Genomic DNA, 18456 nt, shown 5'->3' on the forward strand with positions numbered 1-18456 from the left:
ATGAACGCTAATTCGATGGCTTCGCTTAAGATGCCGATGCACTTTGAAGATCAAATCCTTGAACAGGGTGATTTGATTTCGAAAAAGCTGCACCTCCTTAGCGTACAGCGATTCCCGCCGAACGCGAAAAAGACATTGCGAAGCTTCTCGCTGGCAGAGGTCGCAACCTATGTCGGTGTATCGCAGAGCACATTGAAAAAGCTGCATCTGGAGGGAAAGGGCCCCTCCCCTCAAACCTCGTCCTCGGGTCGTCGCTCTTATACCGCCGAACAAATGTTGGAGCTTCGCCAATATCTGGATATGCACGGTCGATCCGACAACCGCATGTATGTTCCCCATCGGCGCGGCGGTGAAAAGCTGCAAGTGCTTGCCGTAGTCAACTTCAAGGGCGGCTCGGGGAAGACCACGACCGCCGCCCATTTGGCGCAGTACCTGGCATTGACGGGGCATCGCGTCCTTGCCGTAGACCTCGACCCTCAAGCATCCCTCTCGTCTCTGCACGGTTTCCAACCGGAGCTCGATCAGATCGCGTCGATCTACGACGCCATCCGCTATGATGGTGCGAGAAAGCCAATCTCGGAAATCATCCAGACCACCAATTTCCCTGGATTGGATATTGTCCCTGCAAACCTGGATTTGCAGGAGTATGAATATGACACGCCGCTCGCGATGTCTGATAAGTCATCCAATGAAGGCAAAACGTTTTTCACCCGTATATCGCGGGCTTTGGCTGAGGTCGACGATCGGTATGATGTCGTCGTCGTCGACTGTCCACCGCAGCTCGGATATTTGACGCTGACCGCACTGACCGCAGCGACAAGTGTTCTGATAACAATCCATCCGCAGATGCTGGACGTGATGTCGATGGGTCAGTTTCTTCTGATGCTTGGTGGAATTCTAAAGCCGATCCGTGCAGCCGGCGCGGAAGTGAACCTCTCCTGGTACAGGTACTTGATTACGCGCTACGAGCCAACCGATGTTCCGCAAGCCCAGATGGTCGGCTTTATGTCCACGATGTTCCACGAGTTCATACTGAAGAACCAGATGGTGAAGTCGACGGCGGTTTCGGATGCCGGGATTACCAAGCAAACTCTGTACGAAGTTGATCGCGCATCCATGAATAGAGGCACGTATGACCGTGCGATGGAATCGTTGGATGCAGTGAACGCTGAAATTGCCGGCCTCGTTCACGAATCGTGGGGGCGCCGATTTGTCGGCTGACAAAAACGGAGGTTTTATGCGGAAAAACAAACGGCTAACGGCTGTTCGGAGCAAATGAGATGGCACGAAAAAATCTGCTCGAGGGACTCGCTGACCTGCATGATGATAGCGGCGCGGCACCCGCATACCCCATGCGGGGCGCAGGAAAATCTCTCGTGCGTTCGCTGGACGAGTTGGCGAAGCAGGCTGATAAATTTCTCGAAGGCGAGGCAATTATCGAACTCGATCCGGCACAAATTGAAGGCTCTTTCGTGAAGGATCGGCTTTCAGACGACGACGGCGAGTATCAAGATCTGCTAGAGGCGATCCGGGTGCGTGGGCAGGATACGCCTATTCTCGTGCGGCCCCATACGAAGGTCGATGGTCTTTATCAGGTCGTGTTCGGCCATAGACGAGTAAGAGTAGCAAGAGACCTCGGCAGAAAAGTTCGGGCTGTTGTCAAGGCAATTGACGACCGTGCCCATGTCATTGCTCAAGGGCAAGAAAATTCCGCGCGTGCAAACCTCTCTTTTATCGAAAGGGCATTATTCGCCAAGCGCCTGGATGATCTTGGTTATGGCCGAGAGGTGATTTCCTTGGCATTGTCGGCGAATGCGGCTTCGATCTCGAAGATGATGACTGTTGCAGAGCGCATCTCGGCTGACGTGATAGAAAAAATCGGACCAGCTCCCGGTGTGGGCCGAGAGCGTTGGGTTGAGCTTTCACTTTTAGTCGGAAAATTCGCCAATGGTGGCAAAGTATCAGAAGTTTTGAGCACAGACGGTTTCGACGCATTGCCGTCTGATGAGCGCTTTTCATCTCTGTACAAGGCGCTCAACACAACAGCGCGGCCTGTGAAGAAGGCGGAGGTTTCGACTCAAAAGGCGAAATGGCAGCCCCGTGACAAGGCGGTGCAGGCTGAAATCAAGAATACGGGCAAAGCTTTCTCGCTCTCGATGAAGGCGAAGAATGCTGGCCGTTTCGGAGAATATCTTTCCCGCAATTTGGATGCGCTCTATGAGCAATTCCTGAAGGAGGGAAGCAAAGGAGACTGAAGCCGCAAAAGAAAAAGGCCCCCAAACGACCAAGTCGTGGAAGCCCTTCTCGTATTCCCTAAGCAAGATCGAGAGTCGCATTTCCACGAATCGCTGTCAAGAGTCGTAACCGTCGATTTGGCGGGCGGATCTCTTTTGCCTCAATGAAGGTGAGAGAAAATGCAGACTGGAAATGTGACGACGCCCTTCGGGCGGCGGTCGATGTCGCTTGCCCAGGTAAAAGGGCAAATGAAGACGGCTGAGATGCGGCCGGGTAAGACGGCCGACAAATGGAAGATTTTTCGCGATGCCTCGGAGGCGAGAACAGTGCTCGGCGTTCAGGACCGCGCCCTTGCCATTCTTGATGCGCTCTTGACCTTCTATCCGGACAACGAGCTTTCGGAAGAGCGCGGCCTGGTGGTGTTCCCGTCAAATCAGCAGCTTTCGGTTCGAGCGCATGGTATTGCTGGCACGACATTGCGCCGGCACCTTGCCGCACTCGTCGATGCTGGACTGATCCAGCGCAAAGACAGTGCTAATGGCAAACGATACGCCCGAAAGGACAATGGCGGCCAGATCGAGGATGCGTTCGGCTTCAGCCTCGCGCCGCTGCTTGCTCGCGCCGAAGAGCTTGCGCAGCTCGCCCAGCAGGTAGCGGCCGAGCGCCGGCACTTCCGTCGCACCAAGGAAGCCCTGACGATCTGCCGGCGAGACGTACGCAAGCTGCTGACGGCTGCGATAGAAGAGGGCGCTTCCGGCGATTGGGAAAAGCTGGAGGGCTACTACGTGCAGCTGCTAGCCCGTGTCCCCCGCTCCCCAACCCTCAAAGATATTGAATCCGTCCTCGACGAAATGCGAATGTTGCGTGAAGAGATCATCAATCACCTGGAATTTCAGAAAGATTCCCAAAAAACAGATAGCAATGATGTCCAAAATGGACGTCACATACAGAATTCAAAATCCGAATCCAGCAATGAACTTGAACCACGCTCTGAAAAAGAGCCGGGGGCGAAATCGAGCCCAGATATCGGGCGGATGCGAGAGCCGATAAAGGCTTTTTCGCTTGGAATGGTGATGCAGGCCTGCCCTGAGATTTCGAACTACGGGCCGGGCGGTGCGATCGGTAGTTGGCGCGATCTGATGTCGGCTGCGGTGGTCGTGCGATCGATGCTGGCCGTCAGTCCAAGTGCCTACCAGAATGCCTGCGAGGCATTGGGCGCCGAAAACGCCGCGGCAGTGATGGCCTGCATCCTCGAAAGGGCGGGGCACATCAACAACGCGGGCGGTTATTTGCGTGACCTCACCCGCAAAGCGGAACGCGGCGAGTTTTCGCTTGGACCGATGTTGATGGCGTTGATGCGAACGAATGGTTCTCCAGGCCGGAGGGCATCGTGATCAACAAAAAGCACATACTCGTCAGACATTACAGCAGGCGAAATGCTCACTTGTGGTCTCCGGAGTTTCGCCGATAAACTGCCAATCTGAGATGGTGTCTCTGAAGAACATGCATATTCGAAGAGCCGTAATCACGGACGCGGAGGAGCTTTGCAGCCTTCTGAACGAAATCATCCGCGCCGGGGGGACAACCGCACTCGAGACACCGCTTTCTGCCACTGAGTTCGCCGAGTGGTTTATCGATGGCGAGTTTGCGCTTGCTTGTCATGTTGCTGAGCACGATCGGTTGCTCGTCGGCTTTCAGTCGTTGAGCCTATACGGCGATTCATCGAAGGGATTTGTCGACATTGCTACATTTGCACGCGCGAACCCAAACATATCCGGCGTCGGCAGCGCCCTATTTCCTGCAACGCGTGCAACAGCCGAAGAACTCGGGTTCGAATTCATCAATGCGACCATCCGTGTCGACAATTTAAGGGGGCTTGCCTATTACACCAAGATGGGTTTTGAGGATTATTGCAGGCTCATAAAGGTTCCGCTCCTGGATGGGAGACCCGTCGACCGGGTCAAGAAGCGCTTCAAGTTGGGGGCTGTGCCACATATGCTGAGGCCCACTTGAACTGATGATTTCAGCAAGTCGCAACTTAAGAGCAGGCGGCCGAAGGCGCGTTTGAGCGCGTTACCGCCGCTCCTGTCCAATGGCGTCAGAGCGGTCTCACGTTTTCCGCCTTTAGCTTGCCGGTCTTTCGATCTTGACCGAGATCGTAGGAAACGGACTGTCCTTCTCTGAGCAAATCGCCATATTGCAGAGCGGTGACATGCACGAAAACGTCGCCTCCTCCGCTTTCCGGCGTGATGAAACCAAAGCCTTTATCGGCGTTGAAGAACTTTACCTTGCCAGTTGGCATAACAATCCTCGTGTCTTCGCAGTTTGGGCGGCGAACCAATGACCAGCCAACGCAAGAATCAAGCCAGTCCGCTTCCGGCGATTGATACCGCACTCTCTTGATAGAGCGGACGAAAAGCCCCGCCGAACCGTTGTAACCGCCCGATTGTGGCCGCCTGTCGGAGATCGGCTTACTTGTTTATGACCCGTCTATAACGACGTCGTTAGCGACGTGCTTTAGGCGAGACCTGCGATGCGCGTGGAAATTCTCGGCGATGAACGTCGCCGACGTTGGAGTGATGAGAGCAAGCTGGAGGTCGTGCTGTCGGTAGGCGTCGACGGCGCGTCGGTGACAGAGGTGGCGCGCCGGTATTCGGTCACGCGGCAGCAGGTTTACACCTGGCGGCGTGAATTGCGGAAGAAGGGCCTGCTGTCGCCGCCGTCGACGACGGTGTTTCTGCCGCTGGACATGCCGCCGGCAGGGGACAGCAAAGAGGCTCGGGCTTTTGATGGCATGCAGGTTTTGCCTGCAATGATGGAATTGCAACTGCGCTGCGGACGAAGCCTTCGCTTCAGTGGCGATGTTGATGTGGTTGCACTGAAGCGCCTGATCCGGGCAATCGAGGCGGCATGATCGGGCCTGGGACAGGTGTTCGGGTTTATATCGCCTGCGGTGTCACGGACATGCGCAAGGGGATAGAGGGGCTGGCTGCTCTTGCCCAGGATGTGCTGCGCCAGAAGCCGACGGGAGGTGCGGTCTTCGCGTTTCGGGGCAAGCGGGGCGACCGTTTGAAGCTATTGTATTTTGACGGCCAGGGGTTCTGCCTTTATTACAAAATCTTGCAGAAAGGGCGGTTTCCATGGCCCTTGGCAGCAGATGGAGCAGCCCGGTTGACGTCTGCTCAACTGGCAATGCTGTGGGAAGGGATTGATTGGCGACGGCCCGACTGGGGCGTTCCTCCGGCCCGTGTCGGTTGACTTTATCTCACTGAATTTGCGTGTTTTTATGGATATTGACCCTGACCTGTGGTAGTCAGGTTCATGTCAAACGCGAGCCAAAATCTTCCCGATGATCCGGCCTTCCTGAAGGCGATGATCGCCTCGCTTGAGGCGAAGAACGCGAAGATGTCTGCGACCTTGCAGGCGCATGATCAGTTGATCCAGTCCCTGCGGCTGCGCATCGCCAGGCTGAAGAAACATGGCTTCGGCAAGTCGTCGGAAAAGATCGAGCGGGAAATCCAGCAGTTGGAACTGGCGCTCGAGGACCTGATGATTGCCGCTTCGGAAGGCAGCAGCGAGCCACTCGCCGAGGACGAAGAAACGGAGCCTGCCGCGCCTGAGGAAAGCATGCCTGAAAAGACCATGCGCCGCCGTCCGCGCGTGTCGGACAAGGCCGCTCGCGAGCGCAGGGAACTTGATCCCGGAACGTGCTGCCCCGCTTGTGGTGGCGAACTGCGGCTTGTCGGCGAAGACGTCAGCAAAATCCTCGACATGATCGCCGCACAGATGAAGGTCATCGAGATCGCCCGGCTGAAGAAGTCCTGCCGCTGCTGCGAGAAGATGGTGCAGTTGCCCGCGCCCAGCCGTCCGATATCGGGCAGCATGGCGGGCGCTGGTCTTCTGGCCTATATCCTGGTCTCGAAGTTCGACGACCACTTGCCGCTCTATCGCCTGAACGAAATCTTCGCCCGCATGGGCGTTGATATCCCCGACAGCACGTTGGTCGATTGGTGTGGCCGCGCCATGCAGGTGCTCCTGCCGCTGATCGAGTTGATCGAAGCCGCGATCATGAGCAGCGACCTTCTCCACGCCGACGACACGCCGATCCGGGTTCTGGATCGTTCTCTACGCGACAAGGGGCTGGGGAAAGGGGTGAAGAAGGGCAGGCTCTGGACCTATGTCCGGGACCAGCGCCCATGGGCGGGCATAGCTCCGCCCGGTGCGGTCTATTATTTTGCTCCCGACTGGAAGGAAGAGCACGTTCACCGTCACCTCAAGGAGGCGAGCGGCATCCTTCAGGCCGATGGCTACAAAGGCTATGCGAAGTTATATGAGGCCGGAACGGACGGGAAACGCCGCTTCCGGGAGGCTTCATGTTGGGCGCATTGGCGGCGCGACTTCCACGATATCTGGACCTCGAACAAATCCGAGATTGCCCGCGAGGCTCTCGACCGTATCGGCGCGCTTTACGACATCGAGCGCGGCATTGCAGGCAAGTCTGCCGATATCCGTCTTGCCGCGCGCCAGAAGCACAGCAAGGCAAAGGTCGAAGCATTCCGCGTCTGGGCCGAAGCGCAACTGACCCGTATCCCCGGCAAGAGCGATCTGGCGGGCGCTTTCCGGTACGGCTTGAGCAGGTGGTCTTCATTCTGCCTGTTCCTGGAAGATGGCCGTGTCGCAATCGATAACAACGCCGCCGAGCGGGCGTTGCGTCCTATCGGCGTTGGAAGACGAAACTGGCTCTTCGCGGGTGCCGACACTGGAGCAGAAACCCTGGCGCGGGCCATGACGATTATCGAAACCGCCAAGATGAATGGCCTTGATCCGCAGGCCTATCTGGCTGATGTGCTCGACCGCATTCAGGATCACAAGATCAATCGCCTCGCGGAGCTGCTTCCATGGAACTGGAAGCCGACAGCGGCAATCATCTGCGCCGAGGCCGCTTGATGGCAACGGTCAGCTTCGTCTTCACCATCGACTATGTCGCCGAAATCCTCGATGAGGACGTCGACCTCCTCAGGGAGATCATCAGCAATGATGACAACCTGACCTATGGGAATATCATCAGCGTCGTGACCGGAGATGACGAGAGCACACCCGCTCTGACAGACGATGGCATCGACGAACTTAGGCAGATGCTGACTGAGGCGCGTCGGTCAGCCGAAAAATGGCAGGAGTTCCTCGGTTGCTTTGTCCTCGACGAAGAGATCGCCGCACGCGTCAAGCCATATTCCCCGCGGTAGCAATCGGGCCGTTACGAACCGTTGCTTCTATCGCTCCTGCACCGGCAGTTCTAAGGTGTACCGCGTATGCCGGCGTTCGCCGGTGCCGTTCATCGCTCCCTTCCCCATCATATCGTGAAGGTCTCGAGTAGCCGCCGCTCGGGACGCCCTTTATGATCGCGATGTAGTTTTCCGCGCTCAGCCGCCTTTGAAGCCCTCAATCCCTTCGCGGAACATGCGGGAGATCACCTTGTCCTGGCGCCTGTTGAACTGGCCGCGGAACTGGTCGTAGAACTTTCCCTTGCGGATATAAAACGCGACGCGAGTGAGAGCGAAATCAGGCTTGGCTGCCCGATGTTATGCGCCAGCGACTTTCCCGCCAATGCACGGCCGATCCTGCCGTTTCCATCTTCGAATGGATGGATGCTTTCGAAGTAAAGGTGACTTATGCCGGCACGCGTCAGAGCGGGGAGGGGACTTTCGCCCTCCATCCGGATCTGTTGAACCAGGAGACATACCCACCCATTTCAAACTGTACCTGCCGGGAAGGCGGCGCCTCGAAGTGAATGGTCGGCTTGTCGAAGCAGCCGGAGACGATTTGCATCGCGTCCTCGTGAGTCCGATAGCCACCGATCGTTGCGAGATGGCTGTTGCCTGCCATCAGTATCGAATGCCAATGAAAGAGGGTTTCGTGGTCGAGCGGTTTGGACCAGGTGTCGAAGAGGTGGATCATCATCTCGGCGATGCCACGTTCCTGAGGCCTGATCGCTCTGTTGTCGGCATCAAGGCCGAAGTCCCGACGCAGCGACGACTGCACGCTCAGCCGATCGAGCATCTCACCCTCGATCTCTGAGGTTTTCACAACCTCATCGCTCAAAAGCTCGATCCGCAGGGACTTGCCATCCTCTTCATTGAAGTGAAGCATGGCCCCGATGACCTCTCCCGAGGACTTGAGAAACTGACGCTCCAGCGGTTCGAGGGGTTCACGATCTTAGCTGAAGTGCTGCCAGCCGGGTTGCGCCCAATCTCAGCGCATGAGTGGTAGCTCATGAGGATCACACAGTGCAGCTTCCAGACGGCCGAGCCTAATGAGCGACTGTAATCGGCCTTCTTCTATGAAGGCGTCTCCAATCACCGCAGGCACCGCCGGTTATAATATTTTTGCAAAGACATTATAACCGGCGGTGTCTGTTGCGGTCGTCAGCTCGAGGAGCAAATCCCCCTTGGCCGGCTTGGCCGAACAGGTCGTGGCAAGCACGGATTGGAAGGAGATCTCCGCCCGGAAAGGAAGCTGGCGGGACAAAAAGCTCGGGCGCTCTCATGAATCAGCTGCTCAAGAACGAACTAAGCCGAAGCGATGTGCCTCATCCAACAGCGCCCTGACGGAAGAGGGCTGCCACTTCCTACTGCCATGCGCCGGTCGTTCCCCCATTTGGTCCAGTTGCGCGGCAATCTCGCGCAGCGACAGACTGGGATCGGCGATGGTGATCGCGGCGACCAACTTCATCAAATGATCTTCGGGAGCGCGGCGCGGTGAGCGGGCCAGCACCTCTGGCTCTGCAAGCTTCTCACGAACCATCCGGTGAACAGCGCGTCGGAGCCGCTCGACGGTCCAGTCGTGGCCGCGGCGGTTAAGGACGCGCACGACATTGTCCCAGCTGTGCTGCGGCCGGAGCTGCCGCACGGTCGGGAGCCACGTCTGTGCCGACGAAATCAGTTCGTCGAGATAAAGTTTCTGGCGTGCTTTCGACACCGCCTTGATCGCCTCCGGTCGGCGCTCGCGCAGACCGGGGTTTCCGGGAACCTTCCCTCTGGCTTTCGCAGCCTTAATGCCAGCTTTGGTTCGTTCGACGATTAGAGAGCGCTCAAGCTGGGCGACGGCCCCGAGCACCTGCAGGGAAAAGATGCCCTGCGGCGTGGACGTGTCGACCGGATCGCGCAACGAGCGGAAATGAACTCCGCGCTTTTCGAGATCTTCGATCACGTGAAGCAGATGATTGACTGATCGTGCCAAGCGATCGAGACGAACGACGACTAGCACGTCGCCAGAAGTGAGATCCTTCAGCAACTTGGTGAGCACCGGACTTGCGCGAGATGAGCCGGATCCGTGCTCCTGATGAATGCGGTCGCAGCCGGCTGCGCGCAACTCATCGACCTGGGCGTCGTTGAGCTGATCGTCCGTTGAAACCCGCGCGTATCCGATCAGCCGTTGCGGCGCGGACGGGGAGCTGACGGTTGCTGTCTGTGGCATTAATTCTCGCCTTGTTTTTGTTTGGCGCTGTACAGATAATGAATGCTTGAGAAAATGTAGGTTTGCAAGCGTGTTTTGAGATGAAAATGGAGGGCTATCCAGCGTGTTTTATGATTTGGGATAGGCGCAGATCCATCGCGACCCCTGAAAGCGCGTCAGCGGGCTTCCATGGCGGAAATCGCGTGAAATAGGTTGTTTTGGAAGGAGTCTGCTCCGGCCTCGGCGTTTTGGCAGGTTCTGACGCAGAGTAACGGTCGGGGAGAGACAGCGGTGCGGCCGATTCGGCGAGCTTCATTCCACTCATCAGACAGATGGGTCCACCGAACCTGGGTGAACACGCCCCTATGTTGCTCGGCGCGAACATCCTCCTGTCCCGAGAGGCGAATGCGTGGGCATGGATTGCTCGCACTGGATGTGCTTAGGTCTCGGTCAACAGCTGACTCCAGGTCGAGATAGATCGATGGACGATGGTCGGCTATCAAGAGTGCCAATGTCGTTTTACCGACCTGACGCGGGCCGATGAGTGCGACAGCCGGGCTGGTGTCTAGCAGTTCGGTCAGTCGGATGATATAACATCGCGCGGCGCGATTAGTGATGTAACGGGGGCATCGAGGTCTTCCCGAGAAGCCACACGGAATTTTCCATTGCATTCACCGCCATCGTCTTGGTCCGACCGAGTTGGATTGCCAGGCAGGGAAGGGCAGGGGAATTCGCATCGGCTGGATTGGTCCCTAACGGTTCCTCCTAGAGGGCGTGGCGAGGCTGTGCTCTTTGGCGACCTCGGTTTTGCGGGACCGCGCTTGAGCCGGCGTGGCGCGGTCCCTATGATTTTCCGGATTAGCAGAACATGAAATCGGACGCGGTCAGACCCAGGCCGGCCAAGTGGAGCAAACTCTGCACGTTAGCCAAATGCGCGAAGTCATCCACCTGATTGTCGGAGGTAACATAACCCAGCTCCGCGGTCATGGTGTTGTAATTAAAATAGGCAACGATATCGCCTGCAGCTTCGCCGGAGATATCCCTGGCTGCGGCTGAACCATCGGCGAAACCGTGATCGGTGATCACGACGACGTGCTCGCCGTGCGCGCCGTTGGCGGGGCCGCTATAGAACGTGTCCACCTGATTGCCGCGCGTCGCATGATTGACGAAATTCGCCGCAAGACCATCGCTGCCAAATTTCACCGCGTCGAAGGTGAAAGTATCTTGCACTGGGTCAAAATCCACAATGCTGGTGTGGTCCGATTTTGGCTCGTAGTTTTGATCGTATCCCGCCATGGGATTGTGGAACTGGAATACAAAGGTGTCGTGGTCGGCACCTCCGGTCAAAGAGTCCCTGCCGTCGCCAGCGAAGAGGGAGTCGTCGCCGGGGCCGCCGTAGAGCTTGTCGTTGTCCTCACCGAGGATGGCCGGTGCGGGGATACGCGGGTTGCCGCGGCCAAGGTCGCCGTAGAGGTAGTCATTGCCCTCGTCGCCAAAGACGTGGTCATTGCCCACACCACCGAAGACTCGGTCATTGCCCTCGCCGGCCGAGATTGAGTCGCTGCCGGGACCACCGTCGATCCAGTCATCTCCCGTGGGATCGACTATTATATCATCACCATTGCTGCCAAAGAGACTGTTGCTACCGGGGCCACCCAGAATTGTTTTTTCCATCGCCAATCCTCCTTGTGAAACAAGCCCCACTAGCCTCATTCATATGCCTTATCGGCCAACTGAGGTAATTGATTGTTTGAATAGAGCACATCGACAAAACGGATGCATACACGTGCGGTGCGCCTCAACTGGATCTGAACTCTGGAGGTAATCATCCAGATCGTGCTGAAGTGTATGACGGCAGGACATTTCATCCGGCTAGCCGGTTCATGTTTGGGCGAGCGTTTGAGTTCGGACTGGAGCGCTGCGTTTGCATTCGTTCTCCGGCGCGGGTCAAGCCGCCAGCCTCTTTATGTCAGAAGCAGCATCACCAGTCTCGTTGGGCCGAACGGAAGCGGTAAAAAGGCGAGCTTTGCGGGCCATCAAACGCCTTGGCTGTGCCTGAGACCGGTGATTAAAATTGCGGCCTGTCAAGACCCGCCAAGACTAGCGTTCAGATGACAAGCCGTGCCGCCCGGCCATTCTTCCGCTCGGCGTTGTTGTAATAGCTCGCTGCCTGCGTTACCGACTTGTGCAGCGATTGCTGCATCGCTTCGGGTAAGGGAATGCCACGGTTGGCGGCCTCGGTCAGATAGCCGGAGCGTAATCCGTGCGCGGAAAACGCCTCCGCATCCAACCCGGCCCTCTTGCAACGGGTCTTGAGGATCAGATTGACCGATTGCGGCGTCAGCGCCCGCCGGTCGATGTTGCCCCATTGGTCGATGCGCCTAAACAGCGGTCCGCTGTCGATCCCGGCTGACGTCAGCCACTGTTTCAGTGCGGTAACCGGCCGACCGATCAGCACGACGTGGGCGTCGTCATCGGCGGTCGTCGTCTTGGTGCGGCCGAGATTGATGGTCAGGCAGGGCAGGAGAGACGAGTCCTTATCGGCCGGGTTCTGGCGCACCGGCTCCTCATCGATGAGATCCTCGATCCGAAGGCTGGCGATTTCGGAGCGCCGGCGGCCGCCGGAGGCGAAGGCGGTCAGCAATAGCGCCCGATCACGGAGATCCACCAGGCGATCGCCGGCACAGGTGGAAAGCAACTTTGCCAGCACGTCGCCGGTGACGGCTTTTTTGCTCTTGCGGCGGCGTTGCCGCGGTGCGGCTCGAACCGCCAGCCTAAGCGCCGTCTTCAGCGAGGGCGCCGAAAATTCTCCGCTCAGCCCGCGCCAGCGCGTCAGGATCGACCAGGAGGTCAGGCGCCGCCGCACCGTATCCGGCGCATGCGGACCGTCGACGCGCAACAGCCCTTGGGCCCGCAACCCCGCCTCGACCTCCACCGGCATGCCGTGGCTCGGATCCGCGGCGCGTTCGACGGGGTCCCACAGATGGTGCGCCACGAATTTCAGCAGCAGTGCTTCCGGCGCCGGCCAGGGCAGGGGGAAACCGGTCGCAAGCTGGCACCAGGCTTCCAGATAGCCGAGGTCGGAGGCGAGCGCCCGCAATGTATTGTCGCCCATGCCCTGCTTGGCTAGATGTTTTAATGTGGCAACGTCTTCGTCTGTGAGCAGTGCTGCCAGTTGGTCGCGCCGATCGAACGGAAGAATAGCATCCAGAGCGTCAAGCGCCTCGGCGCGCGCGACCCGCGCTTCGTCCGAGGACGCCATTGGGGCGGATTTTAGCACACGCATTGTGTTCGCTTTCTTATTGCGGGATTTCCGGGAAATCCGTATATTACGGAAAAAGGAGCAGGCACATGACAGCGACGGTCACCGCCGCGGCGGTTTCGAAAAATTTCGGCGCCTTTCAAGATGCCGCGGTTCGCGAGCCGGTGATCATCACCAAGAACGGCCGGCCCCGTACGGTGCTCATTGCCTATGAGGACTATCTTCGGCTGATGCGGCGAGAGCGTCGCGTCGACCTGACGACGGCGCTTGGCGACGCGGACATCGCTGCGGTCGAAACATCCGAAATGGACCCGGGTCTCGATCGTCTCAATGCCGAACTGCTGACGGACAAGAATGCTGCCGGCTGAACCGAAGGTCGGCTGGGTCTTCCGTTATTCCTATCTCTGGCACCGTCATCACCTCGAGGGACGGGAGGAGGGCGACAAGGATCGGCCGAGCCTGGTGCTGGCGATCGTGGCCGCGCTTGAGGACGAAACGCCGGTCGTGCGCGTCTTGCCGATCACCCATTCGCCGCCAAGCAATCCGGATGATGCCATCGAGATCCCGCCGGCCACCAAGCGCCGCCTTGGCCTCGACGACGAACGCTCGTGGATCGTTTTGACCGAAAGCAACCGCTTTGTCTGGCCGGGCCCCGATATTCGTCCGCTCGACCGCGAAAGCGGCTATTACGGGCCATTGCCGCCGGCGCTGTTTGCTGCGGTCAAGCAGCGGTTTGTGGCACTTGCCCGCGGGCAGGGTCATCGTTCCACGAGCCGCAGCGACTGAGGCCGATATGGCGGCAGCCATCGTCGCGCTGGGCGGTGTTCTACCGTTTTTGGGGCATTGGAACCGCTTTTCCATCGCTTTCAGCTTCGTACGGGCCTGAGAATTGGCACGAGTTTAGGTGATTTGCCCCGACTTTACCGTGTCCGTCTTTTTAAACGAGCGGACCGCATGTCTTTGTCGCGTAACAATAATCGCTCATTCTAATTGAATGAACTTGAGTAGGTTCGGCGGAATTTTAGCCTGATTTGCAGCTCGATGTAAGGTGAGCGCTGATGAGCCGGAAGCCAGACAAGTTGAGCGTCGAGGAGGCAGCCTGGCTGAGGGCTGTGTCGCGCGAGAAGGTTATTCGTCCCTTAGCTCTTTTGCCTCGCCTTTCTGCCGCGCATGTGGGCAGGGCATGCCGAGAGCTGAAGTTGGGGCAAACGCGTTTCTACGAGCTGCTGAACCAGTATCGCGCATCGCCGGTCACGAGCTCGTTGCTGGATGCTATATCGGGACCTTCCAAGGGCAGAACGCTGTTGTCGCCGGACATCGAAGAGATCATTCAGGCGGCAATCCGCGATACCTACCGCAAACGTGAGCGGCCGACGGTTACCGCGCTTCACGATCGCGTGCGGCAAGTTTGCGATGAACGCGGAGTTCGCGCCCCATCGTGGACAGCCGTTCGGGCGCGGGTGGATTGCATCGATCCCGCGATACTTCTGCAGTGGAGGGAAGGCGCGAAGGCGGCCAAGCAAAAGTTCGGCTCGGTCGTGCAAGAATATAACGCCGACTACGCCCTTCAGATCGTTCAGATCGACCACACGCTGGTGGATGTGTTCATCGTAGATGCTGTCAGCCGGAAGCCGCTACAGCGGCCGTGGCTGACGCTGGCGATCGATATTGCCAGCCGAATGGTGGCTGGCTTCTATCTCAGCCTGGAGCGCCCTTCATCGACATCGGTCGCGCTGGCAATCCAGAACGTAGTGATGCCGAAAGCACCTCGGCTGCAGTCGATGGGTGTTGATGTCGTGTGGCCGGTTTTTGGATTGCCCGACGTCATTCATCTCGACAACGGAGCAGAATTCCATGGCAAGGCTCTCGTCAGGGGCGCCGCTGAGCACGGGATCGAGCTCATGTATAGGCCTGTCGCGCGGCCGCATTACGGTGGGCATATCGAACGGCTGATCGGAACCATGATGGGCGCCGTGCACCTGCTTCCGGGATCCACTTCAAGCAACATTGCCAAGCGAGGGTCTTACGATCCACAGAAACACGCCGCAATGACACTAGACGAATTGGAGAGATGGTTGGTCCTCCAGATCGTCGGCCGCTACCATGCCGACGTTCACAGTGTCTTGCTGCTTCCTCCGCGAACAGCCTGGGACGATGCGAAGGCCGCCCGTTCCCAGCCCGTGCGCTTGCCCCATGACCCGGAGCGATTTTTGCTCGATTTTCTGCCCTACAAGGAGCGCTGTATCCGCAGGGATGGCCTGCACCTGTTCGGAATTCGCTATTGGGATGACGTTCTAAGCCCTTTCGCAGGGCGATCATCCCGCCAACTGCGGGTCAAGTATGATCCCCGCGATCTTTCCTGTGTTTACTTGGAACAAGGAGACGGATCGATGTGGCCGGTACGTTTTGCGGCTCTGGACCGGCCGGCGATTACGCTCGGCGAACATCGTCTGGCGCGTGCCACTCTGAGAGCACGGGGAGCCAGCGCTGTCGATGAACAGCTAATTTTCCAAACTATCGCAGAGCAGAGAAGGCTTATGGAGAGCGCTGTGCAGCAGACCAGAGCCATGCGCCGCCATACCGAACGGACTGAGCGCGGGTTGGCAGCTTTTGATCGAACGACCGATTTGCCGGAATCGAATGACGAAGACGATGTCTGCATCGACATATCGCCATTGTCGGTGGAGGAATGGTCTTGAGCGACTATGCCCACCTTCTGCCGGCTTACCGAAGCCATGCCGAATTGAGCGATAATGAGCGCATTGCCTGGATCCGGGCGGATCGCTGGCTCGAAACGGCTCAGGCAAATTCGGCATTGATACGGCTCGAGGATCTGCTTTCCTATCCTCCACGTGATCGTATGCCCTGCCTCCTCCTGTATGGGGACACTGGTATGGGAAAAACAAAAATCATCCGCAAATTTCTTCGCAATCATCCCGCAATTTTCGACAGGGGAACCGGCGAAACCGTCATGCCGGTCGTGGCGATGCAGATGCCCGCGGAGCCGTTGGAGCGGGATGTGTACGGCGAGCTCTTAAATGCGCTCGGCGCACCTGGGCCAAGCAGTGACGCAGCATTCCGCCTCAAGTCGGTCTGTCGTAGCCTGATGCGCAGGATGGGCGTGCGAATGCTTGTGATCGACGAGATCCACGCAATGCTGACTGGCACGTTTCGCCAGCAGCGGATTTTTCTCAACGTAATCCGCTTTCTCGCCAATGATCTCAAGGTTCCGTTGATCTGCGCGGGCACGGATCTTGCCCAGCAGGCTCTTCTGACGGACCCACAGCTTGCCGAGCGGTTTGAAGCATTTCATCTTGAGCGTTGGTCTAACAATCAGCGCCTGACGCAGCTTCTTTCAAGCCTGGTATCCATTTTTCCGCTACGCCAGCCATCGGCCGTGACATCTCCGGCAGTTCGCCGGCGAGTCCTGGAGCTCACGGATGGCGTGACGGTGCGCATATTCAGGCTGATGGAGACCGTCGCTACTGACGCCATCCACAATGGCAGTGAATGTATCACCGCAGACAGCTTCAGCCGTGAGGATCTTGTGTTGCCGCTCGTCTCCATGGCGCGGCATTCGGAACGTTCGCTTCATCGGCGATCGGCGCGGTGAGGTCGATCCCACTCCTGCCGATCGCGCCGCGGCCTTATCCGGATGAGCTGATCTCGTCCTGGCAGGCCAGAGTGGCTTGTCGCTATGGATGCACGCCGGCCGAAATCGAGCTCTGGCTGGGGCATGGGGATCGGCCGTCGATGTTCGCCAGTTTCGAATTGTGCGATTTTCGTCCGGATCCGCTGGTCATCAGATTGTGGGCGCGGACCGCCAGATTAAAGATCGCCGATGTCGAAGCAATGATGCTGAGCCGACAGGTAAGGTCGATCGACTGGTATGTTTCCGATCACAGCCAGCGGGGCATTTGCTCCGACTGCCTTGATGAGGATGTGTCGGCCGGCCGGGATCACTATCTTCGTCGCGAATGGGCTCATGTTGAGGCTGCGGCTTGCGGCAAGCATCGCCGACTGCTGCAAGATTTCTGCGATCGCTGTTTCGCGCGGGGCCGATTCCGTTTCGAATGTAGCGAGGAAGGGGCGAGGCTCGTCTGCGGAGATTGCTCGACCGTGGTATCGGGCGGGCAAAATAAGATCGAGGGTGGGGCCGATCTGGATTTCCTCCTCATGCTGACGGCAGCTGTGGACGCCGCTATCGAAGGGAGGAAGGGTAGCGTCGCATTGAACGAGATAACAGCCGTGATCGAAACCTTGTGGTCGCGATCACAGGCGAATGGAAAGCCGTTCATCGCGTGGCTTGACCTGAAGCTGCCGTTTGGGCGTCTTCCCGTTTTCACCGCCCGTGGCAACCCGGTCGCCGGCCTGTCACTACCGTGGCGCGCCGCCACATTCGTGGCCGCAGCGCAGTTGCTTGATCTGGCGCAGGCAAGACGATGGTTGGGACCGCCACCCCCTTTCCTCAGGCAAGCATTTGCTGACCGAAAGCGCAATCCACTGCCGCAAGCCATCGAAACGCTTGATGCCGATAAGATTCTGGAAACTGCCCCGAAGCTCAAGCTTCGATCGGACGTGGAGTATCAACGTTTGGCCGAACAGATCTTGGCCAGCCACGATTGGAAGGCGATTTCCGAGACGAGGGGGCGCTTGCGTGATAGAAAGCTCGGCCGTCTCATGAACCAGGCCCTCAACAGCGAGGCAGGCAAAAGCGAAGCGCTTCGTCCTGCAGCGCCCTGACCGATGGCGGATGCCATTTCCGGCTACCACCTGCCGGGCTCTCTGCTTTGATCCACCTGGCGACAGCACGTAGCGACGGATTGGATCGGCAACCATGATCATCCAGTGGCCGGCCGGAATACGAAAGGAGTAAGTGTTTGAAAACAGAGCCTAACCTACAGCCGATCATTGAGACGACAACGGAAATCTGACAATCTGCGCTTCATGAAGCCAAAGAAGGAAAGCCGTAAGCCCGTAAAGCCTCCGTCAAAGCATTTGCTGCAACAGCTTGCGCAGACACCTGAGACGCTGTTTGCAAACGCGTTCCGCAACCAGTACGGCGCCATTTGCTTTCGCCGCAAGAATGGCGACCGCGAAGTCGAAATTCTGGTGATCACGTCCCGCGACACCGGGCGATGGATCGTCCCGAAAGGATGGCCGATAAAAGGCAAGGAGCCTCATGAAGCAGCCGCTACGGAAGCATGGGAGGAGGCCGGGGTTCGAGGCAAGGTGAGAAAGACACCAATCGGGCGCTACACCTATCTGAAAGAGCTCGAGGGCGGCAAAGTTGTCCCCTGCGTGGTAGAGATGTTTCAGGTGGAGGTCAAAGAGGTCGGGAGCCAGTTCAAAGAGCGGGGACAGCGTGTGGTCGATTGGGTTAGCCCTGACGAGGCGGCCCGGAGGGTGCGCGAGGTCGAGCTCAAATCGCTGCTCGTCAATTTCAAACCTCAAGACTAGACGCTTCTTGGCCTTGTGGTGCGTCGGCCGTTTCGGCGATGAACTTC

Annotated in this window: 18 protein-coding genes and 2 pseudogenes; 14 read left to right on the forward strand and 6 right to left on the reverse strand. The window is 58.1% G+C overall.

The window, feature by feature from the left end:
* From repA to QA646_RS26905, 4 genes are all read left to right on the forward strand, one after another.
* The gene (gene repA / locus QA646_RS26890; RefSeq protein WP_283060824.1) at window positions 1-1221 is read left to right on the forward strand and encodes a plasmid partitioning protein RepA; all 1221 of its coding nucleotides are present in this window, start codon (window positions 1-3) and stop codon (window positions 1219-1221) included.
* A 59-nt stretch (window positions 1222-1280) separates the two neighbouring features.
* Window positions 1281-2255, forward strand: a complete 975-nt coding sequence (gene repB / locus QA646_RS26895) for a plasmid partitioning protein RepB (protein WP_283060825.1) — start codon at window positions 1281-1283, stop codon at window positions 2253-2255.
* 159 nt (window positions 2256-2414) lie between these two features.
* The gene (repC, locus tag QA646_RS26900) at window positions 2415-3629 is read left to right on the forward strand and encodes a plasmid replication protein RepC (RefSeq protein WP_283060826.1); all 1215 of its coding nucleotides are present in this window, start codon (window positions 2415-2417) and stop codon (window positions 3627-3629) included.
* 109 nt (window positions 3630-3738) lie between these two features.
* Complete coding sequence (locus QA646_RS26905; RefSeq protein ID WP_283061014.1) at window positions 3739-4248, forward strand: GNAT family N-acetyltransferase; 510 nt, start codon at window positions 3739-3741, stop codon at window positions 4246-4248.
* 85 nt (window positions 4249-4333) lie between these two features.
* Here QA646_RS26905 and QA646_RS26910 read toward each other — a convergent pair whose 3' ends face one another.
* On the reverse strand, window positions 4334-4537 hold the full coding sequence (locus QA646_RS26910; protein ID WP_283060827.1) for a cold-shock protein: 204 nt from the start codon (window positions 4535-4537) through the stop codon (window positions 4334-4336).
* Window positions 4538-4768: 231 nt separating this feature from the next.
* On the opposite strand from QA646_RS26910, the gene QA646_RS26915 reads away from it, so the two are divergent.
* The 4 genes from QA646_RS26915 to QA646_RS26930 all read left to right on the forward strand — a co-directional run bounded on the left by QA646_RS26915 (window position 4769) and on the right by QA646_RS26930 (window position 7478).
* On the forward strand, window positions 4769-5149 hold the full coding sequence (locus tag QA646_RS26915; protein WP_145677531.1) for a transposase: 381 nt from the start codon (window positions 4769-4771) through the stop codon (window positions 5147-5149).
* On the forward strand, window positions 5146-5493 hold the full coding sequence (gene tnpB, locus QA646_RS26920) for an IS66 family insertion sequence element accessory protein TnpB (RefSeq protein ID WP_104826328.1): 348 nt from the start codon (window positions 5146-5148) through the stop codon (window positions 5491-5493). Before QA646_RS26915 ends, tnpB begins: the two co-directional genes overlap by 4 nt.
* 63 nt (window positions 5494-5556) lie before the next feature.
* A complete protein-coding gene (locus tag QA646_RS26925) occupies window positions 5557-7182 on the forward strand; it encodes an IS66 family transposase (RefSeq protein ID WP_104826329.1) in 1626 nt (541 codons plus the stop codon).
* Window positions 7182-7478 carry a hypothetical protein gene (locus QA646_RS26930; RefSeq protein WP_283060517.1) on the forward strand — a complete coding sequence of 99 codons (297 nt, stop codon included), beginning with the start codon at window positions 7182-7184 and terminating at the stop codon, window positions 7476-7478. Before QA646_RS26925 ends, QA646_RS26930 begins: the two co-directional genes overlap by 1 nt.
* 27 nt (window positions 7479-7505) lie before the next feature.
* Here QA646_RS26930 and QA646_RS26935 read toward each other — a convergent pair.
* The 5 genes and pseudogenes from QA646_RS26935 to QA646_RS26955 all read right to left on the reverse strand — a co-directional run bounded on the left by QA646_RS26935 (window position 7506) and on the right by QA646_RS26955 (window position 12973).
* Window positions 7506-8493 (reverse strand): annotated as a pseudogene (locus QA646_RS26935) (DUF4172 domain-containing protein).
* 297 nt (window positions 8494-8790) lie between these two features.
* Window positions 8791-9708 (reverse strand): recombinase family protein, encoded by a 918-nt coding sequence (locus tag QA646_RS26940; RefSeq protein ID WP_283060828.1) that lies wholly within the window; start codon window positions 9706-9708, stop codon window positions 8791-8793.
* A 425-nt stretch (window positions 9709-10133) separates the two neighbouring features.
* A pseudogene (locus QA646_RS26945) lies at window positions 10134-10277 on the reverse strand (AAA family ATPase); the annotation flags it as partial.
* A 268-nt stretch (window positions 10278-10545) separates the two neighbouring features.
* Window positions 10546-11361, reverse strand: coding sequence for a calcium-binding protein (locus QA646_RS26950; RefSeq protein ID WP_283060829.1), 816 nt, complete (start codon window positions 11359-11361; stop codon window positions 10546-10548).
* Window positions 11362-11794: 433 nt separating this feature from the next.
* Window positions 11795-12973 carry a tyrosine-type recombinase/integrase gene (locus QA646_RS26955; protein ID WP_283060830.1) on the reverse strand — a complete coding sequence of 393 codons (1179 nt, stop codon included), beginning with the start codon at window positions 12971-12973 and terminating at the stop codon, window positions 11795-11797.
* A gap of 65 nt (window positions 12974-13038) precedes the next feature.
* Between QA646_RS26955 and QA646_RS26960 the strand changes: the two genes are divergently transcribed.
* The 6 genes from QA646_RS26960 to QA646_RS26985 all read left to right on the forward strand — a co-directional run bounded on the left by QA646_RS26960 (window position 13039) and on the right by QA646_RS26985 (window position 18409).
* On the forward strand, window positions 13039-13317 hold the full coding sequence (locus QA646_RS26960) for a type II toxin-antitoxin system Phd/YefM family antitoxin (protein ID WP_283060831.1): 279 nt from the start codon (window positions 13039-13041) through the stop codon (window positions 13315-13317).
* Entirely contained in the window at window positions 13304-13735 is a 432-nt protein-coding gene (locus QA646_RS26965) for a plasmid maintenance toxin (PemK-like) (protein WP_283060832.1), read from the forward strand. Before QA646_RS26960 ends, QA646_RS26965 begins: the two co-directional genes overlap by 14 nt.
* 272 nt (window positions 13736-14007) lie before the next feature.
* Window positions 14008-15648 (forward strand): Mu transposase C-terminal domain-containing protein, encoded by a 1641-nt coding sequence (locus QA646_RS26970; RefSeq protein ID WP_283060833.1) that lies wholly within the window; start codon window positions 14008-14010, stop codon window positions 15646-15648.
* Window positions 15639-16562: a TniB family NTP-binding protein gene (locus tag QA646_RS26975; RefSeq protein ID WP_283060834.1), complete on the forward strand. Its 924-nt coding sequence runs from the start codon at window positions 15639-15641 to the stop codon at window positions 16560-16562. The genes QA646_RS26970 and QA646_RS26975 overlap by 10 nt, the downstream gene beginning before the upstream one ends.
* On the forward strand, window positions 16559-17692 hold the full coding sequence (locus QA646_RS26980) for a TniQ family protein (RefSeq protein WP_283060835.1): 1134 nt from the start codon (window positions 16559-16561) through the stop codon (window positions 17690-17692). Before QA646_RS26975 ends, QA646_RS26980 begins: the two co-directional genes overlap by 4 nt.
* A gap of 204 nt (window positions 17693-17896) precedes the next feature.
* Window positions 17897-18409 (forward strand): NUDIX hydrolase, encoded by a 513-nt coding sequence (locus QA646_RS26985; protein ID WP_283060836.1) that lies wholly within the window; start codon window positions 17897-17899, stop codon window positions 18407-18409.
* Window positions 18410-18456: the final 47 nt, after the last annotated feature.

Source organism: Rhizobium sp. CB3090, assembly GCF_029714285.1.
In the GTDB taxonomy this organism is placed as follows: domain Bacteria; phylum Pseudomonadota; class Alphaproteobacteria; order Rhizobiales; family Rhizobiaceae; genus Rhizobium.